Source organism: Agaribacter marinus, from assembly GCF_030160655.1.
GTDB classification, from domain to species: domain Bacteria; phylum Pseudomonadota; class Gammaproteobacteria; order Enterobacterales; family Alteromonadaceae; genus Glaciecola; species Glaciecola marina.
The window spans coordinates 1-16356 of record NZ_BSOT01000012.1 but is presented as its reverse complement, the minus strand read 5'-3'; the positions used below and the strand labels follow the sequence as shown (position 1 = coordinate 16356).

Genomic DNA, 16356 nt, shown 5'->3' with positions numbered 1-16356 from the left:
GCCACATATACACGCCAATCTCTATGGATTATTTATACACCAATCGTTAATTACATTATTTGAGAATTACTATGGAAAACGTCAATAGCGCAATAGAAACACTTGTGCAAAGTTCTAACACCTATTTTTTACTGATAGGTGCAGTTATGGTCTTCGCTATGCATGCCGGCTTTGCTTTTTTAGAGGTAGGTACCGTAAGGCATAAAAACCAAGTAAATGCACTGGTAAAGATAATCACCGACTTCGCAGTGTCATGCATAGCGTATTTCTTTATAGGTTACTGGATAGCCTACGACACCACATTTTTTGCATCCGCAAGCGAGTTATCCGCCAATAACGGCTATGACCTCGTTAAGTTTTTCTTTTTGATGACATTTGCCGCCGCAATACCCGCCATCATATCTGGCGGCATAGCCGAGCGCGCAAAATTTTACCCATTCTTATTAGCCTCTGCGTTAATAGTCGCATTCGTTTATCCTTTTTTTGAAGGCATTGTTTGGAATGGAAACTACGGCATTCAAACATGGCTTGAAAAAAGCACAGGTGCGCAATTCCATGATTTCGCTGGGTCTGTTGTAGTACACGGTGTCGGTGGCTGGCTTGCATTAGTCGGTGTATACTTGCTGGGGCTGCGCACTGGCCGCATGAAAGACAACAAACTGATTGCATTCGCGCCATCTAATATTCCCTTTTTGGCCTTAGGTACTTGGGTGCTTTGTATCGGCTGGTTTGGTTTTAACGTAATGTCGGCTCAATCTATGGATGGTATCAGCGGCTTAGTGGCAATGAACTCATTGATGGCAATGGTAGGTGGAATTATTGCGGCCTTACTATTTGGAAAGAACGATCCTGGGTTTATCCACAATGGCCCGCTAGCAGGGCTAGTCGCCGTATGTGCCGGTTCAGATGTTATGCATCCAATTGGCTCTCTATTCGTTGGCATAGTGGCTGGTTGGATTTTTGTGAGCTTATTTACCCGTATTCAGCGAAGTTCTAAAATAGATGACGTGCTGGGTGTATGGCCACTTCACGGTGTTTGTGGCGCTTGGGGCGGTATAGCTGCTGGAATATTTGGATTGGAGTCCCTTGGTGGCCTTGGTGGCGTGTCAGTAATAGCACAAGTTGTTGGCACCGTTGCAGGCATCATTGTGGCGATTATTGGTGGTCTTTTAGTTTATACTTTAGTGAAGTCCTTCTCTACAATCCGCTTAAGCGAGGAAGAAGAACATAAAGGTGCCGACTTAAGCATTCACCGCATAGGCTCTGTAGGCAATGACTAATTGCCAGTCTTTATTTGTAAAGGATGACGTGAACCGATATGTGCAGATGAAAGAGCATCGTTAGAACGCGCAACACCTTATATGCTTACAGCGGTTGTTTGCACCTAAAAATGTAAATTTCCGCTGTAGTTGTTTTACCAACGTTTAAACCTTTTGAGATAAATAGAGGGTAAATTCATTTAGCAGAGAGTCTGTATTTTGACCATAAGACTCTTGAAGCGCTTCGCTAAAATCAACGCCTGATAGTAACAAGGTGATCAGTCTATCGAAAGCTTTGGGATTCAAGTCATGCATGAAATGCACAAATAGACCGCCAACCCTATAGAGCAACCAGTTGACCGTGCCGCCTGCTGATAACGCATCCGTTGCGTTCTGGGTAAAAAACCAAAAATTCAATTTACCGGACAAATAGGCGTCTCTTTCCTTGTCGCTCATTTGTCCGAACACGTCTTTATCGATTGTGTAATCTGCCCCTCCATTAGCAACAAACTCGGCGACCCCTTCTCTAAACCATAAAGGTACTCCTTGGATATGTGCTTTTTCGCCAAGATGCGTATAAAAAAGATAATGCGTTAACTCATGTATAGTTAACTTTTTAACCGAACCTCTACTAAACGCACCTGGCGATAAAAATAACTTCCCCCAATACACTGCCCCTCTAACGTTTTTGGATAAAAACACATATTCATTAAAAGATTCTTGTGAAGCGCATACGTAAATCGCCACAGGTTTGTTGAAATTGGCGTTAAGTGCACGCATTACAGCGTCTTGGCTATCGCTCAATATACCGCTCAAAATAATTGCATTTTGCTCTGCAGACACTTCATATCTAATACGATCATCAGTTTGAAGCACTAAAAAATGATCAGTAGATTTGTACTTGGCCAAGATGGCTTTGATTAGAATAGGTTGCGTGACCGCTAGAGCGACAATACAAACAAAAGCGATACAGGTCATCCAAATTATAGGTTTCTTGAACTTCATCTGCTTATACTCAGTATGTTACCCAAATTTACGCCATAATTTATTTTGCTCTTTCAAATCTCGCTCATCTGGTAATGGATGATAAAAATCTTTTTGCTTACTACGGTTTTTCACTAAACCTAAACAGATTGATAGCGTAGTAGTTTTCCGTTTATACCTAACATCTACACAAACAGCCCAAAAGAACCTATCGAACATTAATAGGCGATGGGCTCGCTCTCTTTGCAGAACCGTCTATATTGATTTGTTATTCGCCATTACGCTTATCTCAATTCGCTAAAAACTTCAGGATGTTGTTCGGCTATCCTCAATAACGCAACGGCTGGCCCTTGAGGATTTCTGCGCCCTTGCTCCCAATCCTGCAAAGTTCTGGTGCTGACACCAAGCAAACCTGCAAACATAACCTGAGACATGTTCAATTTAGCACGGATCACCTGTGGAGCAGATGGCTCAGTTAATTCGTTATTACGTAAAGAAACCTTTCCTTTTTTATATTCCTTAATCTCATTTATACCTGCAAGAATTTCAGCACCTATATCTCTTTTACTCATTATCGATTGCCTCCGCTATTTGTTTCAAGACATGACCTGCGATAGTGGCTCGTTCCGATTTACTATACATGGTGAGCATCCATATCTCATGTTCAGCCTTCTTCCAATAATAAATAGCGCGTACACCACCACTTTTACCCTTTCCTGAAGAAGCCCACCTTACCTTTCTGACACCACCAGAACCTTTTACAATATCGCCTACATCTGGTTTTTGTAGAAGATAAGCTTGTAAGCTACGATATTCATCATCTGATAAATAGTCCGGTAGCAGCTTTGTAAAAAAACTAGTTTCTATAAAAATCATGAATTGATAATACGGCAATGCCGTACCTTGTCAAGCAATACTTATATACGGAAAATAACGTCAGTATATACAGCTGATTTGAAATTCGGCAAACAACAACCCGGCAAGATACCGTCTTATAGATTCTGCTCTAACATCATATTTCACTCTTCAAATATGACGCTAGAGCTTTCTGAATATTTTCATCGCTCAGAGAAATATCTCTCCGTGGGTTCATTCCCCATTGAGACGCGCGCACTAAGAGGTTTCTCGACTCTGAGGTTGCCATGTACGAAAAGCGAACGATCGTACCGATAATCTTTTTATCTCTTCGCCTATACAAATCTTGCCATATTTCAGAATAATTCCGAATAAAGGAATCCATCTTTCGATCTATAGAAGTGATTAACTCTGAGTCAGTATTGGACACATAGACATTGTCGTCTGGATAGAATATCTTTGTTACATCCAATGCAACGATTCCACGATGCCCTGAGCCTTTTTGTCTTCTTATTACAGTCTCCAATTGGCTAGAAGCTTTTTTTACATTTGCTTCTATTTTTCCAGCAGTAGACACCCTCTTACACTCTACCCATAGTTTCTTTTTACCGATTTTTATTCCGGTATCTGAGGTAGCATTCAATATTGTTTCGACACCTATTTGGGGGTGATGGAATTTAGCAGCAACAGTCGCCTCGAACAAAAAGTTTCTAGCAACAGTTGAGTTTGGCTTTTCATTGGAAGCATTTATCGGGCCGTAAATACCTTTTTGTAGCTTGTCGACAAGTTGAGTTAACTCGGAATATGGAGCATCACGAAATGCGTTGTAGATGTCAATGAAGTCATGTACTTCGAACATCGAACTAACAAAATCAGCAAAACCCACTTTGCCTCGCTCTCCTGAAACTAGTGTGTATTCATCCTTCCAGCGTCTAACCACTTTCTCATAATGATTTGTTCTTCCTGAACTAAATTTAACCCCGATTTTTTTCATCCACTCCAACGCGTCAGAGTAATCCTGATAGATCTTCTCATACGATTCAGTGGGTATTCTCATAAAAACCTAACATCTTACTATATAGACCAAACATTAACGCTTATCTAGGCCTACTGCCTAGCCCAATATTTCTTTTAGAAATATTCTGAGGTTACATTATGTATTGAGTGTTCTTGCATTTAAATCTCTGTTTATTGCTGAGGCGCCTCAGCAATTACATAGTCGTTTAGGTTGAAGGTAGCTAGGTACAAGCCTATGTAATGACTTGTACCTGCAGTATTAGATGCCTCGTTTACTCCGTCGTTTCAGGTAGCAAAATGGCGGTTATACTGTCTTCAAAATCAAGGACGTATTGCGCTGTTTCTTGCACCAATTCTGGCGACATTTCTTGTAAAAGAACATCATACTCTTCAATGCTTTGAGGAATATTACCCGGTTCAACTAACCAGGTCAGATGATTCAACCAAAACCCGTTTCGCTTTTTTGCGACTTCGCGAGATTTTAGTTGTTGCGATACGTAATTTTCGACATATTTTGCGGCGACAGGCGAGGCCTTAATTTCGTCAAATACCTGCTTGATTTCAGCTATAAGCTCATCCACTCGTGCTGGGTCGCAACTAAAAGAAATACTCAACGAGTACTTATCGTCCTCTCTAGATAGTCCCCCGCCAACACCGACGCCGTAAACACCACTTTTCTCTTCACGGATACGCTCTCTTAATATGGTCTTAAGTACACCTTCAAGCGATTTAAACTTAGCCGCTTCTCGATGCGACCATGTTTTTTCACCAAACAACTTCATCACCACATTGGCTTTTGGTTCTAAGCCTTTTTTAACAGTAAGCGATAATTCGCCTTTTTTTCGTCTATCAGGCCTTTTAACCCATGTTTCACGTTCATCTTCGCTAGGTAAACTTGCCACATATTGTGCTAACAACTGTTCCATTTGCACAAAATCAATATTTCCCACAAAAATGAAGTTGAAATTTGACGCATTTGAAAAGCGTTCGTCGAAGAACGCTAGGGATTTTTCAAAATCCATCCCTTTCACAACCTCACCGGTCATTTGAAACGACCTCGGTTCATCTCCATATGATGCTTTTCGCATTGCTTCGTTAAACACACTTTGAGGACTAATTAACAAATTGTCATAGTACGGTGCAGCTCTTGCAATTAATGTATCAAAAGCCTCTTGATCTTTACGCGGTGTTTGAAAGCTTAAATGCAATACCTGCATAAAGTATTCGAGGTCTTTTACGGCGCTCTCACCTTTTAGCTCTTGATGCCTACCCGCAATGTTCGCATTTAACCTAAATGATTTCCCTTGCATGAACTTGCCAAAATCAATCACACTAAAATCACCGACGCCCATAACGTTGGCAACGGTACTAGCCATAAATGTTTGTTTGGCTTCATCATCTTCCAACAGTGAAGTACCACCTTGAGACCTAGCTGAAAATACAATCGAATCTTCTTTAAAATCTGTTTGTTTAAGCACTACTTTTGCACCGTTGCTTAGCGTCCAAATGTGCGAATCTATTGATTCAATATATTCTTTCGATACAACCTTGCCAGGTATTGGCAACTCTTCCATTAGGCTATCTGCAATCTCGACTTCTTCATATGCAGTAAGTGTTTTCGCATCAACAGCTCGCCAAATAGCAAAAACATCACTTTCGTTGGGCAAACTTGCTTGCTGAGAATCTGGCGCAGAAATAGATATAAGCCGATTTTTTTGGGTTAACCACTTTTTCCCCATTTGATTCACTTCGTCTAAAGTAATCGTTGGCAAGAAATGTTGGGTTATTTCATCTTCATGCACAATGCCAGGTATTACCTCATCGCGTGTAAAGTGCCTAACGTACTCATTTGTAAAGCGCGCCGACTCTATTTTTGCAGCCTCTTTAGCGGCTTGCGAATATCTGTTTTGAATGCCTGCCTTTTGACGTAAAAACTCTGATTCACTAAAACCAAATTCAACGCTTCTATTTATTTCAGTTAGCAGCACCGCTAAGGATTCTTTGACTTGCCCCGGCTTGGCCGCCGCGCCCACAGAAAACATACTCTTATCACCAAAAGAACGGTTGAAGTTTGCCCCTCCACCAATCATTGGAGATTCTGGCTTTAATACTAATTCTGCGTAACGATTGTTAAGCATCCCAATAAACAATTGATGCACTAGTGCTTGACGTTGTTCTGCATATGTAGCAGGTTCAAATGCAGGGTGCTTGGTGCTAACAGAAACGATAGTGCGCACTAACTCAGGGTCGGTTTCTATGCTGACCAAAGGCTCAACGTTGTCAGTAATACCGTATTCTATTCTTGGCTTAGGATTTGTAGGACCTTGAATTTTTGAGAAGTATTTATCAAATAACACTTCCACTTCGTCTACATTAAAATCGCCCACTGCCACCAAAGACATTAAGTCAGGTCTATACCAATCTTTGTAAAAGCGAATGAGATCTTCATGTTTACCGTTTGCCAGAATGTCTTGTGTGCCGATAGGCAATCTTTTCGCATATTGTGAATCTGGATACAACACCGGGAGTTGCTTGTGCATGATGCGATTGTTGGCGCCTTGTCTAGTGCGCATTTCTTCAATAACCACACCCCGCTCTTTGTCAATTTCACCTGCGTCAAACGTAATTTTATGCGCCCAGTTTTCTAAAATATGAATGCCTGTTTCTAGTGTTTTTGGATCATCTGTGGGCAGTTGTAGTTGATATACAGTCTCGTCAAAGGAAGTATAGGCATTTAAATGCGCGCCAAATCGCATACCTATAGATTCAACGTATTCAACAATCTCTTGTTTCTTGAAGTCTTCCGTGCCATTGAACGCCATATGCTCAGCAAAATGTGCAAAACCCAATTGGGACTCGTCTTCCAATATTGACCCAGCATTTATGACAAGCCTTATCTCTGCTCGCTTCTCAGGCTTAGCATTTTGACGAATAATGTACTTTATACCATTGGACAATTCGCCTTTTACAATTTCTGGCGCCAATGGAATACGGCCAACAAACGGCGCAGTATTTGCGCTTTCAGAGGACGCATCTACCTCATCAGGTATTGTCTTTACGTGGCTAGATGTGCAGGAAAGTAAGGCAATACTCACAGGTAAAAAAACCATAGAACGTAGCAAGGTTTTTCTCATATAACTATCCTTGGTAGTGCTTCCATCTAAGAAGCTTTGATTAGAAACCCCAATACACTATGGTGTGAATGGGGCAATGCAATGTAATGTAATGTGATATATAGCGTTAATGACTATTCGCGTTAAAGATGGCAAACCATTAATCATGCGCGAGGTTAATACTGTAGCCAGAGGCATTTCTTACATTAAATACGCGGTCACCGTCAAACATCAAATACTGACCTTTAATGCCTAGCAAGGTTCCTTGTATTTCTTCAACTTTGTCAAGGTTAACAGATTTAATTTTAATAGGGTGTTGCTGTACCGGAAACCCAATTTCAACTGGTTCACTACTCAACTCTGTTAGACTATCGGCGCCAAAGGCGTTAACTATAGAGTCAATCTCTAAGCTAACAAGCGGCTTTAGTGACTGCCAAGTGTCTTTCAAATTGATTGATGCGTAGTCACCTTTTAGCATAGTACGCCAATTCGTTTTATCAGAAATATGTTTAGCAATCGCCGTTTCGACTAAGCCGCTCATTTTGCGATTTTTAACACGATAAATGGCCATCGCTTGGGTTGCTCCTTGGTCAATCCACCGAGAAGACACTCCCTCTGATACATGTCGCGTAATCCCAACCTTTACTGCACCAGTATTGGCGAGATATACAAAATGGTCTTGCAAACAATTATCTTCACCCCACTGCGGTTCACGACATGTCCCTTCTTCATAATGACATTTTTCAGGTTTTATGATGCATGTATCACATTGAGCCAAGCTACGCATACACGGAAAACAGTAGCCTTGACTAAAACTCTTGTTGGTTTTTCGGCCACAATGAACGCAATGGATTTGTTTTAACGACCTAATCGTTATCACTTTGCCTAACAATGCGTTTAAGCCCACACGATGCTCACCAATTGGCAGAATATATTCCACATCGCCTTCATCGTTTGCAGCAACGTGCATCTTTCGCACGCCCCCTTCAAAATTGGGCATTCCCACTCCTAACTACAGTCGCCTCAAATTGTGCCATGATTATAATGCAGGAAACAATGCGAGCAAGCTAAGTATCACAAATAGCTTTTTATGCCGTGTGTTCAAGCGTCAACAATGTTTGAAAATCCACCAAATATCATACGTTTTCCATCAAATGGCATATCTTTGCTGGATAAGGCTTCATCTGACATAATTTTTTCCCAACCTTTATCTCGAATATCTTTTGATGTCCATTCGATCGAACCGACGACCACTGCTTCATCATCTTCTTTTTTTACGGCCATAGGAATAGACGTTAATTCGCCATCGGGTACATCATCTTCCCACGCTTCTTTGACTGACAAGGCACCATGCTGCTTAATAATATCCGCAGCAAACAGGGCAAACTCAATATACTTTTCTTTGTTCTCACGTTTTACCGGTACAACATAAATATCCAAATACATACTCACCCCTTTCGCTTATCCTGAGTTTACGTTATTTAGTATTCAAGCCCTTAAAAAGAGGCAATACATTCTTCATTGCACGTTCACCAAACAAGAAGCCAAGTACCAATAGGTTAATTACCCAAAATGCCGACTCAATATTAGACCCTACGACATTATTACCAATCGTTTTCGACATTTCATGCAATTCCCATTTACCGCTGAAAACCATGAAATCAATCCACAACACGCTATACCCCCAAATTGGGCGCTGAGCACCACGCAGAAAAATGATAATCCGACCCAACCACCCAAATTGAGCAAGGTCTTTTGCAGTACCCTCCATTTCGATGATACGCTGATTAAATTCTTCTTCTTGCTCTTTGGCAAACTGCAAAAGCTTCATTTCATGTTCACGCGAAGCATCAATGATTGCTGCCTGGATTTGTGCTTTTTCAGCGTCAGAAAGACGATCAGGGAATTGTTTTAATACCTTGTCGACAATTTTACTGCCGAATCCACCCGTTAAGAACTCAGTTACTTTATTAAAAAAACTCATGGCGCGCTCCTTTGTCAGCTCATGTAGATAAAGTATAAAAACTAAATTCACGACGACTACTGCATGAGGCACGCTCAAAATCAGAATTAGTTGTTGGTATTTACATTATATTAACCACAAAGCTTATTAAAGCTTAATTTATTGATGATGGTTGTCTTTAAGTAATGCAAACGTATAAACACTCGCAATAGATACGGAGTTTAATGTGTACCATCGTCCACAAGAGACCATACCGCCCATTCATTATTGTTTGGATCAGAAAAATGGAACCGTCTTCCACCAGGAAAACTAAAAATGGGGACGATGACTTTACCGCCATTGCTCTCAACGGCCTGCTGAGAAGCTTCAAGATCGTCACTTAAGATGACGACCAACGCCCCACCATTCTTAGCATCATTATGCTTATCACTCTTGAAAAAGCCCCCTTCAATACCTGAGCCTTTGAACGCGAGATAATCTGGCCCATATTCCGTAAACGACCATGAAAAGACCGCCTCAAAGAACTTACGGTTGGCGGCGATATCTCGGGTATGAAATTCGACATAGTTGATATGATGATGTTGATGCATAGTGATCTCCTTATAGCCGTCAATGGCATGTTAACAATTCTTATAAGCATACTCTGACAGTAACTTAATTTCACTTTTATACGCTTGACGGTCAAAATTGACTGATAGTTCGTTCATAAACCCGTGGTAATATTGTGTTTGCCGCAATACAAGGTTTGGCGATTGCGAAAGCCTCTCGATTACCTCATTGATAGAGAAGTGTTTTTCCATTGTAGGAAAAATCAATTCCATAGGAAACACGGGCTCAATCGCGGCATTCCGTCGGATTTGAGACCCATAGTAGCAACTCGCCATTTTTATACTGTCGAACTCATCATAAGCTGAAAGATTCCAAATAGCAGAAGCACCAACACTAAAACCAATTAAATGGATAGGATCAACTTGAGCCGCTATAAACGCCTTTAACTGTTCCGTATATAACCCTAAACCCACTTGCTCAGTAAAAAACGCGTAGGCGACTTTTTCTGTTTTGAAGTCCATCAGTTTGCTATCATAAGGGTCAAAAATGACGACATTTTTTTGAATCTGATAAGAAAGGCGTTCAAGTGCAGGCGTTTTACCAAAAATATCAGAAACAACAATAGTTAACAAAACGCTCCCCCTTCTCCGCATTCATATAAAAATACTTTTATTCATATATAAACTCAAAAGTTATAACCTACTCCATCTTAATGTTATCATCTTTGTTTTACATCCGTTAACATATAGTTAATTGTAAACAATGTAAGTAGGCTCGGTAATCGGCTATTCAAATAGGTAGATAAATTTGAAGTTGAAAAGTCTATAACTATCAGGGATATATTATAAATGAATAAACGTTTGCTAAAAAAACATCTTTATTCTTATGCCTCACTATCTTTCTTGGCGATAGCTGGCTGCAACAATACAAGCATTTCAAACAGTCATACTGACACAAGCAATACGATAACTGCCGCTCAAACGTTGATTAGCAATCCTGTACTCATTAACAGTCAACAAAGTCACACTATGGATTTTGTCGTAAGTGGTTCGATATTAAAAAAATTGATCATCAACCTTAATGTTGATAAACACTACGGTAGCTTAAGCCTATACGCTAATGAGCAACTATTGGTGAATAATATCGATATTCCAAGTGCCGGGGAGCATACGCTGAATGTATTGGTGCCCTTTGAAGCAATTGGCAAATACACCTTGCGCTTCTCTGGTCGCAGCAACAATATCACGATTAATAGTGCAAAATTTGAAGACATCAGTGGCTTATCGTTGCCTCAATTTAACGATATATCAAAAGATATTGGCTTTGAGACGGAAGAAACATATAAATATGGCGGACCTGCTATTGCCGACTATGATCAAGATGGCGATTATGACTTTGCCCTAAACAACCATAATCACGTGCCTACACAGATAGTCACGAATAATAATGGTAAGGTTTCCATTAAACGTATGTTTCCAAGCCCAAGAGACTTGCATGGTTCAAGCTTTGGTGACTACGACCGTGACGGCGATTTAGACTTATTGGTCGGACTGGGTGGCGGAAGTGGCACTAACCCGACCTCATACGAGTTATTTCGCAATGACAATGGCGAGTTTACTAACGTGTCAAAAGACGCTGGCATTACAGTACCGGCAAGAGGCAGAAGTCCTCGCTGGGTTGACATCGACTTAGATGGTGATTTAGACATCGCGCTGTTCAATGCACAAAGACCAAAATACGATGGCCCAATCCAAATATTCTATGAAAACGTAGGCAATGGTAAATTCAAAAATAGGCACATTGACGGTCTTGAAGACGCATACGCTGAGCGCACATTGGTCACAGACATTAATCACGACGGTAAAGATGATTTTTTGATTTTCTCTCCTGCTGCGATATGGATAAATAAAGGGAATTGGAAATTTGAAGATGTATCAGAGCAGTGGTTACCTGAACATATTAAAGGGCAAACCAGTATTATTAATGCGGCTAACCTTGACGTTAACAACGATGGGCTTGTTGATTTTTACTTTGCTCGAGGTAAAACGCATTATCAACTCTCCCGCAAATCCATTGATTTTAATCCAATAAATCAAAAACTGGATGTGCGAGACGATGGTGAAACTGGAAAAACACTTATCAATTTTTCAGCTGACGGCGAAATCGAGTTGTCTGATATGGAATTGGTCTACCGCTTGTATGATGGAGGTTGGGCAATTTTCTTAGGTGAAAACAAAGATAGAAAAGTGGTAAATGCTAAAGGTTTCCAGCCTCGTCAACGTCCAGAAGAAATGAAAAAAGCAGACAGATTCTTAAAAATTGCACCTAATGATGCCAAAGGGTGGCCAGAAAAACGTGAAACCAATGGTATGTATATTGGGTATTTGGGTGATGGGAAATGGAAAGCTGAATGGGTACGAAATCAGAATGTATTTTGGGGCATTTCTTTTTCGTTAACTGGCCTAAAAAGCGTCGACTATGATTGGAAACCTAACTACCGCAATGAAAAAGATGTTTTGTTACTTAATAAAGGCGATCACCTTGTAGACGTCTCAGATGATTGGAATATCCCACCGGGAGGAGACCATTGGGGTGTAACGCATGGCGACCTAAACAATGATGGTCATGAAGATCTTTTCTTGTATCGCTATGGATTTCTGAAGCAACGTATTGCAGATTTGGTGCTTATTAATACTGGCGAGAACAGCTTTGAAATGACAACGCAACATGGTGCATATTATGCAAATGATCCCGGACATGGTGATATGGGGCAAGCCTTTGATTTTGATCTAGATGGCAAACTAGACCTGCTGAATGGCAGCGAAGAAGAAGGGCATTGGTACCTTTATAAGAACACAACTGAAAACGAAAATAACTACGTTTTGGTTGATGTGGATTATAGCCCCAAAGCCCAAATAGACGCCTACTCGGCGGTTGTCAAAGTGGTCACAGCTACTGGCAAGGCATATCAAAAACGTGTCGGTTCAGCGGGAGAGTCGTTCTCACAAAGTATGCTAAGTAAAGTACATTTTGGTTTAGGTAAGGAAACGTCTATCAAACGAATAGAAGTAAAATGGCGCAATGGTGAAAAACTTGTGTTAAATGACTTAAGCGCAAATAATATTTACTCAACAAGCAACTAAGTATACACGCGAGAATTAGCTTGAAGGCAGCCTCGTGTGGCTGCCTTTTTTATCGCGTACTATCTATTTCAGAAGCTTCGTCTTGTACATTTAACTGATCGAAAATGATTTCACGAGGATTTAAATTGTATGTTTCACGCGCTGGGTTGAGATACTTACTGTAGCTTTTGAGGATTTTTTTTGACCATATTGGATTCGCCAAAAAACGACCAATTTGTTCCACATTGCCTTTGTTCAAAATACTCATTTGAGTTTTTATAACTGGACCAGTCTCGTCCAAAAAATCTTTATTGTTAAGGTAGTCATAATACAGCAGGATAGCCCAACCTGCCTCCATGAAATGGCCGCCTAAATTCACCGCCATTTTACCTTCTTTGATCAGATTTACACTCGCCGGAGACCAATCCATGCTGCCAACAACAGTATTCTCTGGCAAGGTAATATCAAGCTCTTTAAGTTTTTCATAAATACCATAAGCCATGATGTCACTTGCGACCCAAAACGCATCTAAGTCTTTGTGCCGATGTAGAATGGTTTCTGTCATATCTTTAACAACGTCCCCATCCCACTTACCATAAACTAAGTTAAGTAATTTACTTTTGGCATCTTTTTTTATAGCTTCACGTAAGCCTTTGGCACGCTGCTCACTTACGGCCGAATATCGAAGACCAGTGATCCCAAAAATATTAACTTGGCAATTTAGCTGAGGACATTTTTGCAAACGTGACTCATGTAAAACGGCTTCTCCTAATTGTTGTCCTGCTAAGGTGTCGTTGGGTGACAAATGCGCTAGCCAGTGCGGGTAATTCTCGCGAGGGTAACCAAGTTTGTTAAATTGTTTTGGCGTAATATCAGAGTTAATTGTGATAGCGTGAATTTTTTGTTCTTCTAAAAAATCGAGTACTAGCTCCTCTGAACCGACCCAGAATGAACTAATAACTAATGCGGGTTTATTTTCGTTGTCTTCAACAATATCTTTTATAAAAATGTCGGCAGCAAAACGGTTGCGATATTGCCTAGGAGAATATACTACCTCAAGTTCAAACCCCAATACGTCACATAATGCTTGAGCAAAATCCACCTGAGAATCCCAAAACGGAAACCCCTTCTCAGCTGGATATATGAATAGAACCTTTGGGCGGTCTTCTAAACTTTCAAACGTTTCGGCTGCAACAGCTACCGATAACGAATTAAACGAGCAAGTTATCAATAGCATAAGCAACAATAATAGTTGTCGTAGCATCGTGTTAATCACGAATACCAATCCTAAACATCGATTAACCATTAAACATTACTCTCGGGATAGGAATATTTTTGTTCATTGTAAATGTAAAACCTTATTGTTGTTATCGGGTCACAAAGGGTTTGCCTTAAACCTAATTTCTTCTAAATGATTAAAGAAATGCATTGCATGCGCTTGCTCATATTCTGTTTTTGAAAGACCCCCGAAAGCAAAATGTTCATACAAAAGACCACGGTGGGATGAGAAGTCTCTCAAAGATCGCCCGAAGCGATCATAGGCGGCGTTTAAATCGGATTTAGACGCTAGCAAAGGTGCACCAGGAATTTCATCAGCCAAATCATGTCGCATTTTATTTTTTGCAACAAATGCCGAGAATGCCAAACTACCTAATGTCTTTTTAAATAAATCAGATTTATGTTTTGGAAACCCGAACATTGAATATTCAACACTTTGCGCACAATGATTCAATATCTTCGATAAACTCCATTCACCTACGGTAGTCAGTTGCTTTACCCGCATATTGTCTAATTGTCCAAGTACAGCAGATATCGTCAACGGCGATTTGCCAACGTCGACGGACACCCAGCCAACACCTGCAGTTGTGGCGACACAAGTACTCGCAACAGCACCAACAACAAATTTACGTCTATTCATTTCAGCCCTATAGCTAAAAGACCGATGGGCCAACAAGCATACTCGCTAATCATCAATTTTTCTGCTTACTCTTGCTGGATTACCAAAGGCAATATGGTGAGCGGGGACATCCTTAGTTACCACGCTGCCAGCACCTATTACCGCGCCGTTACCTATATTAACGCCAGGTAAAATAATGACACCTCCTCCAATCCAAACATCGTCACCTATCGTCACAGGTTTAGCATAGGTACGAAAATAAGGTGATTCATCCCCTTGCTTCCAATTCTCGACTAAGCGTTCGTTCGCTGATACCGGATGCGTTGCAGTATAAATTTGCACATTTGACGCAATGAGCACGTTACTCCCAATAGCAATTTTATTGCAGTCAACAAAAGTACAATTGATATTAATAATGACGTTACTGCCTAAAGAAATATGTTTACCATAGTCACAATAAAAAGGCGTATCGATACTCACATTCTCACCAATACTACCAAATAGCGACGCTAAGATAGCTTGTTTTGAATCAATATCTTTGCTACTTAATGCATTGTATTCACGCGTGAGTGCCCTAGCATTATGGATCATATCCATTATTTCAGGATCTGATGTATTAAAGAGCCTTCCATTTAAACAGTTTTTTAGCGCTTCATTCATAGTAATTTATGTCTATTAAAGTTTTTTGCAAACTACTTCGCAATTGAATAACTATTCGTGCAGTTGTAGACAGTAATTTATAGCACAAGTTCTTCAACTTATATTAACCATTACTGTATCATTTTCAATTACCAGTGTAAGGTTGGCCAATCTAAGTAAAGTAGGTCATTCGCAAGTATTTTTAGCTTTGCTATGCTGTGACAAAAACCCGTTGGTAAACAGAATCTATGAAAACAATACTTTGTTATGGTGACTCAAATACCTGGGGCGCGGTTCCCGGCAAAGATCAACGTTACCCCACAGAGATGCGCTGGACAGGCATCTTAGCGGACAACTTAAATAATCAATACGAAGTCATAGTAGAGGGGCAGTCAGGCCGCACAACCATTCATGATGACCCATTCGAAAAATATAAAAATGGCTTAACTTATCTTCACCCATGCCTTGAATCTCATCAACCAGACTTATTAATACTCACGCTAGGAACGAATGATCTTAAAGCAAGGTTTGCGTTAAATGCATACGACATTGCGTATGGTGTTAGAGTGTTAGCGGAAGAAGCACTTAACTTTCGCGGTTGTGGCGGTAAAAAAACGAAGGTTTTAATTGTTACACCACCAAAGATAATTGAAACCGGGTATTACGCGAATATGTTAAAAGGCGGTAGTGCTAAATCTGCAGACTTTCCGAAGTTCTATAAGCAAAATGCAAAAGAACTGTCATGCGAATATTTTAACGCAGCAGCATTTATAGGATCATCATCGATAGACGGTATTCATTGGGATGTTGACGCGCATGATAAGTTAGGCAATGAGCTTACAAATAAGATTATTAAAATATTTTCGGCGTAGTTTTCATGTAGTTTATTCGAAAAAATAAAAAAGCCAGCAAACGCTGGCTTTTTCGAATCTTTTAAATACTAGAGATTAGTCTAGGA

16 protein-coding genes are annotated in these 16356 nt (G+C 40.4%); 3 read left to right on the top strand and 13 right to left on the bottom strand.

The annotated features are described in order from the left end of the window. Positions 1–71 precede the first annotated feature (71 nt). Positions 72–1280 (top strand): ammonium transporter, encoded by a 1209-nt coding sequence (locus tag QQK00_RS18110; protein WP_284219097.1) that lies wholly within the window; start codon positions 72–74, stop codon positions 1278–1280. Positions 1281–1424: 144 nt separating this feature from the next. On the opposite strand, the gene QQK00_RS18105 is transcribed toward QQK00_RS18110, so the two are convergent. The 10 genes from QQK00_RS18105 to QQK00_RS18060 form a co-directional block, all read right to left on the bottom strand. Then, complete coding sequence (locus QQK00_RS18105) at positions 1425–2264, bottom strand: hypothetical protein (RefSeq protein WP_284219096.1); 840 nt, start codon at positions 2262–2264, stop codon at positions 1425–1427. 263 nt (positions 2265–2527) lie between these two features. Further along, positions 2528–2815 (bottom strand): helix-turn-helix domain-containing protein, encoded by a 288-nt coding sequence (locus tag QQK00_RS18100; RefSeq protein ID WP_284219095.1) that lies wholly within the window; start codon positions 2813–2815, stop codon positions 2528–2530. After that, positions 2808–3137: a type II toxin-antitoxin system RelE/ParE family toxin gene (locus tag QQK00_RS18095; RefSeq protein WP_284219094.1), complete on the bottom strand. Its 330-nt coding sequence runs from the start codon at positions 3135–3137 to the stop codon at positions 2808–2810. Before QQK00_RS18095 ends, QQK00_RS18100 begins: the two co-directional genes overlap by 8 nt. Positions 3138–3255: 118 nt before the next feature. Further along, positions 3256–4155: a hypothetical protein gene (locus QQK00_RS18090; protein WP_284219093.1), complete on the bottom strand. Its 900-nt coding sequence runs from the start codon at positions 4153–4155 to the stop codon at positions 3256–3258. Positions 4156–4387: 232 nt separating this feature from the next. Beyond that, the gene (locus tag QQK00_RS18085; RefSeq protein WP_284219092.1) at positions 4388–7249 is read right to left on the bottom strand and encodes a M16 family metallopeptidase; all 2862 of its coding nucleotides are present in this window, start codon (positions 7247–7249) and stop codon (positions 4388–4390) included. A gap of 139 nt (positions 7250–7388) precedes the next feature. Beyond that, positions 7389–8228, bottom strand: a complete 840-nt coding sequence (locus tag QQK00_RS18080; RefSeq protein WP_284219091.1) for a DUF2797 domain-containing protein — start codon at positions 8226–8228, stop codon at positions 7389–7391. Between the two features lie 101 nt (positions 8229–8329). Next, positions 8330–8674: a DUF1428 domain-containing protein gene (locus tag QQK00_RS18075; RefSeq protein WP_284219090.1), complete on the bottom strand. Its 345-nt coding sequence runs from the start codon at positions 8672–8674 to the stop codon at positions 8330–8332. Positions 8675–8705: 31 nt separating this feature from the next. Beyond that, positions 8706–9212: a hypothetical protein gene (locus QQK00_RS18070; RefSeq protein WP_284219089.1), complete on the bottom strand. Its 507-nt coding sequence runs from the start codon at positions 9210–9212 to the stop codon at positions 8706–8708. Positions 9213–9412: 200 nt separating this feature from the next. Beyond that, positions 9413–9781: a VOC family protein gene (locus QQK00_RS18065; protein WP_284219088.1), complete on the bottom strand. Its 369-nt coding sequence runs from the start codon at positions 9779–9781 to the stop codon at positions 9413–9415. A gap of 30 nt (positions 9782–9811) precedes the next feature. Beyond that, positions 9812–10372, bottom strand: coding sequence for a hypothetical protein (locus QQK00_RS18060; RefSeq protein WP_284219087.1), 561 nt, complete (start codon positions 10370–10372; stop codon positions 9812–9814). 216 nt (positions 10373–10588) lie between these two features. On the opposite strand from QQK00_RS18060, the gene QQK00_RS18055 reads away from it, so the two are divergent. Next, a complete protein-coding gene (locus QQK00_RS18055) occupies positions 10589–12883 on the top strand; it encodes a CRTAC1 family protein (RefSeq protein WP_284219086.1) in 2295 nt (764 codons plus the stop codon). A gap of 49 nt (positions 12884–12932) precedes the next feature. On the opposite strand, the gene QQK00_RS18050 is transcribed toward QQK00_RS18055, so the two are convergent. The 3 genes from QQK00_RS18050 to QQK00_RS18040 form a co-directional block, all read right to left on the bottom strand. Further along, on the bottom strand, positions 12933–14138 hold the full coding sequence (locus tag QQK00_RS18050) for an ABC transporter substrate-binding protein (protein ID WP_284219085.1): 1206 nt from the start codon (positions 14136–14138) through the stop codon (positions 12933–12935). A gap of 99 nt (positions 14139–14237) precedes the next feature. Next, a complete protein-coding gene (locus tag QQK00_RS18045) occupies positions 14238–14780 on the bottom strand; it encodes a DUF1569 domain-containing protein (RefSeq protein ID WP_284219084.1) in 543 nt (180 codons plus the stop codon). 45 nt (positions 14781–14825) lie between these two features. Beyond that, positions 14826–15419 carry a sugar O-acetyltransferase gene (locus tag QQK00_RS18040; protein WP_284219083.1) on the bottom strand — a complete coding sequence of 198 codons (594 nt, stop codon included), beginning with the start codon at positions 15417–15419 and terminating at the stop codon, positions 14826–14828. A gap of 227 nt (positions 15420–15646) precedes the next feature. Here QQK00_RS18040 and QQK00_RS18035 point away from each other — a divergent pair, with 227 nt between their 5' ends. Then, the gene (locus QQK00_RS18035; RefSeq protein WP_284219082.1) at positions 15647–16270 is read left to right on the top strand and encodes an SGNH/GDSL hydrolase family protein; all 624 of its coding nucleotides are present in this window, start codon (positions 15647–15649) and stop codon (positions 16268–16270) included. Positions 16271–16356 lie beyond the last annotated feature (86 nt).

Excerpts from the sequence above, each read along its gene's own strand:
- QQK00_RS18110 (WP_284219097.1), top strand. The coding sequence starts at position 72 with ATGGAAAACGTCAATAGCGCAATAGAAACACTTGTGCAAAGTTCTAAC.
- QQK00_RS18105 (WP_284219096.1), bottom strand. The coding sequence starts at position 2,264 with ATGAAGTTCAAGAAACCTATAATTTGGATGACCTGTATCGCTTTTGTT.
- QQK00_RS18100 (WP_284219095.1), bottom strand. The coding sequence starts at position 2,815 with ATGAGTAAAAGAGATATAGGTGCTGAAATTCTTGCAGGTATAAATGAG.
- QQK00_RS18090 (WP_284219093.1), bottom strand. The coding sequence starts at position 4,155 with ATGAGAATACCCACTGAATCGTATGAGAAGATCTATCAGGATTACTCT.
- QQK00_RS18085 (WP_284219092.1), bottom strand. The coding sequence starts at position 7,249 with ATGAGAAAAACCTTGCTACGTTCTATGGTTTTTTTACCTGTGAGTATT.
- QQK00_RS18080 (WP_284219091.1), bottom strand. The coding sequence starts at position 8,228 with ATGCCCAATTTTGAAGGGGGCGTGCGAAAGATGCACGTTGCTGCAAAC.
- QQK00_RS18075 (WP_284219090.1), bottom strand. The coding sequence starts at position 8,674 with ATGTATTTGGATATTTATGTTGTACCGGTAAAACGTGAGAACAAAGAA.
- QQK00_RS18070 (WP_284219089.1), bottom strand. The coding sequence starts at position 9,212 with ATGAGTTTTTTTAATAAAGTAACTGAGTTCTTAACGGGTGGATTCGGC.
- QQK00_RS18065 (WP_284219088.1), bottom strand. The coding sequence starts at position 9,781 with ATGCATCAACATCATCATATCAACTATGTCGAATTTCATACCCGAGAT.
- QQK00_RS18055 (WP_284219086.1), top strand. The coding sequence starts at position 10,589 with ATGAATAAACGTTTGCTAAAAAAACATCTTTATTCTTATGCCTCACTA.
- QQK00_RS18045 (WP_284219084.1), bottom strand. The coding sequence starts at position 14,780 with ATGAATAGACGTAAATTTGTTGTTGGTGCTGTTGCGAGTACTTGTGTC.
- QQK00_RS18040 (WP_284219083.1), bottom strand. The coding sequence starts at position 15,419 with ATGAATGAAGCGCTAAAAAACTGTTTAAATGGAAGGCTCTTTAATACA.
- QQK00_RS18035 (WP_284219082.1), top strand. The coding sequence starts at position 15,647 with ATGAAAACAATACTTTGTTATGGTGACTCAAATACCTGGGGCGCGGTT.